The following is a 2915-nucleotide window of genomic DNA, read 5'->3' on the forward strand; positions in this document are numbered from 1 at the left end:
GGCGGGCGGCGCGACTTCGTGCGGCCCGGCGGCGGGCGGCTCGGGCGTTTTCGGCCCGGCGGGCGGCGCGGGAGTGAAATCACCGTCGGGTGTCATGGGCCTGCTCGCTCCAGCCGTGGGCCCGGCGGCTCCACCGGTGCCCGCCCCGGCGCCCGCAGGCGCCTCCGCGCCCGGCGGGTCGTCCACCGGGCCTTCACCGGCAGCGGTCGCGGAGTCCTCCGGCCCGGCCGTACGGTTCCGTTCCGCGGAGGGGCGGCTCCACCACTTCGTTTTCGGCCCGCTGGGCTTCCCGTCGTCCATGCTCTCCCCGCAACTGGCCCTTGCACGCCCCACAGGGGCGTCCCTCCCGGAATTCAACCAGGTTTACGAATCCGCGCGCAGGGTCCCGGTCAGCGCAGAGGAGAAAGCGGCATCGCGCGGTCGTGCAGCGGCGGGGCGGAGGCCGTCGCGGACGGTGCGGACAGCGTCGGCTCCGCTCCCCCGCCGAGCGCGGCCGAGTACAGCGGGCCTGCGTCGGTCGGGCGTATCAGCGGCGGTACGGTCACGTTCAGCACCGGGAAGGTGAACGTGCCCCCGGTGATCGCCGAGGTGCTCAGCAGCGAGGGCGCGGAGGCCGGCGCGAGCCGGCCGGACGTGTACGGCGCGGCGCTCGGCCGGCCCGCCTGCCCCTCTCCGACGGCGAGGACGCCGCCGCTCCCGCGGCCGGCCGCGGAGGCGGCACCGCCGGACCGGTCCTTCACGTCGAGCGGAGTCGGGCTGCTGCCCGCGCCTTCGGCGCTGAGGGGCGCCTCGGGGCCGTAGTCGAGCGGGAGGGAACCTCCCAGGGCGATGGCCGCGAGCGATACCGCGCTGGCCGCGACGAAAGCGAAGCGCCGGGCACGCCAGGGCGACCGGTCGGCTTCACGGCCCACACCGTGGATACGGAAGCCGGAACCGGGCGAGCCGCCCGGCAGCACGGCGGTCGAGCCGTGGGCGGTGGGGAGATATCCGAAGCCGTCCAGCGGTGGGCGCCCCGGTCCGGCGGGTGAGCCTGGCTGCGTCAAGGGGAAGATTCCGTCCCCGAAGCGCCGGCCGCCGTTCGAGCCGTCACCCGGGCCGTCCGCTCCGTCACCGGAGCCCCCGGGGAGGCCTTGCAGGCGGGCGAGGAACCCCTCGGAGGGTGAAGGGGTGGCAGAGGAGGCGAAGGCGCTCTTCAGCCGCCGCTGGGAGTCGGCCTCGGCCTTGCACCTGGCGCAGGTCGCCAGATGGGCCAGGACCCGCTCCCGGGCATCGTGTTTGAGCTCACCGTCGACGAGCGCGGCGAGCCGGTCCCCCAGATGCTGATCCGCGGGGGTCGGACCTGTGCCGCTCACGCCGTACCGCCCTCCCCCGCCAGGACCGCGCCCGCCAGGGAACGCTGCTCGGCACGGGCCTCGGGCGAACGGTGCCGGAGCGCCTTGCGCAGGTGCGAGCGGCCGCGGTGGATGCGGCTGCGCACCGTCCCGAGCTTGACGCCGAGCGTGGCGGCGATCTCCTCGTAGGACAGGCCCTCGATGTCGCAGAGCACGACCGCCGCACGGAATTCGGGCGCGAGGGTGTCCAGCGCCTGCTGCACGTCCGCGTCGAAGTGCGTGTCGTTGAAGACCTGCTGCGGGGAGGGCTCACGGCTCGGCAGCCGCTCGGCCGCGTCGTCGCCGAGGGAGTCGAAACGGATCCGCTGCTTGCGGCGGACCATGTCCAGGAAGAGATTCGTCGTGATCCTGTGCAGCCAGCCCTCGAAGGTGCCGGGCGTGTAGGTCGACAGCGACCGGAAGACGCGGACGAAGACTTCCTGGGTGAGGTCCTCGGCGTCGTGCTGGTTACCCGTCAGCCGGTAGGCGAGGCGGTACACGCGGGCGCTGTGCGTGCTGACGATCTCTTCCCATGAGGGCGGGGTCCACGCCTGGGAATCCGCATCTGAGGCGAAGGTCGCGGTCGGTGCGGAATCGTTGGAAGAACGGTCAGCAGTCTCGGTCACGGATTTCGGCTCACCCGCCGACCTGAGAAAGCGCCGCAGCGCACCTCTCCGGTCCACAGGCTCAGCCGCACCTCCCCTATCGGCTCTGGTGGTGTCCAGTGGAGCCCCTACCATAGCCACCTCGCCCGTTAGCTCCGGATAAGCCTTTTACCTGCTGGTGCGCCCGTGTCCACGGGCGCAAGGGGAACATTCCGGACCCGGCCGCAGAGCCCGGGCCGTGTGCTGACCCCCGTCTCTTCCTAACGCCTGGTCCCATCTGCGGGTTCCCGGGTCCAGCGGATACAGTCACGGGTGCGCCAACTACGGGGACAGGAGAGGGTCATTACCGCCAACCGGCAGACGAGCTGGGCATTCGCCGACGCCTTTGTCGCCGAGGAAGAAGCTCTGCTCTGGGCCCGGGACCGGGCACAGGAGACAGGGCTCCGCCCGGTGTCGTCGGGCACCGGTGCGGCACTGCGCCTGCTCGCTGCCACCGCGGACGCCAAAGCGGTGGCCGAGATCGGCACCGGAACCGGCGTGTCCGGCATCTATCTGCTGCAGGGCATGCGCCCGGACGGCGTCCTGACCACGGTCGACCCGGAGCCCGAGCGCCAGCAGTTCGCCCGTGAGGCCTTCCGCGCCGCGGGCTTCGCCACGAACCGGGCCCGCTTCATCCCGGGGCGCGCCCTCGACGTCCTGCCACGGCTCGCGGACGGCGGATACGACCTCGTCTTCTGCGACGGCGACCGGCTCGAGAGCCTGGACTGCCTCGCTGAATCGTTGCGCCTGCTGCGACCGGGCGGACTGGTCTGTTTCGAGGGCGTCTTCGCGGACGGCCGCACGATCGACTCGGCCGCACAGCCCGCGGAGGTGCTGCGCCTGCGCGAACTCCTGCGGGCCGTGCGCGAGAGCCAGGAACTCATGGCGACGCTGCTTCCGG

The 2915-nt window shown here is 72.6% G+C and carries 3 protein-coding genes; 1 reads left to right on the forward strand and 2 read right to left on the reverse strand.

Going from position 1 to position 2915, the window contains the following annotated elements:
- Positions 1 to 389: 389 nt before the first annotated feature.
- Both VN520_RS16795 and sigE read right to left on the reverse strand, forming a co-directional pair.
- The gene (locus VN520_RS16795) at positions 390 to 1352 is read right to left on the reverse strand and encodes a zf-HC2 domain-containing protein (protein WP_325747730.1); all 963 of its coding nucleotides are present in this window, start codon (positions 1350 to 1352) and stop codon (positions 390 to 392) included.
- A complete protein-coding gene (gene sigE / locus VN520_RS16800) occupies positions 1349 to 2110 on the reverse strand; it encodes an RNA polymerase sigma factor SigE (RefSeq protein ID WP_325747731.1) in 762 nt (253 codons plus the stop codon). The genes VN520_RS16795 and sigE overlap by 4 nt, the downstream gene beginning before the upstream one ends.
- A gap of 177 nt (positions 2111 to 2287) precedes the next feature.
- Between sigE and VN520_RS16805 the strand changes: the two genes are divergently transcribed.
- A partial coding sequence (locus VN520_RS16805; RefSeq protein ID WP_325747732.1) for an O-methyltransferase occupies positions 2288 to 2915 on the forward strand: 628 nt, incomplete at its 3' end.

Source organism: Streptomyces sp. (genome assembly GCF_035563135.1).
GTDB lineage: Bacteria > Actinomycetota > Actinomycetes > Streptomycetales > Streptomycetaceae > Streptomyces.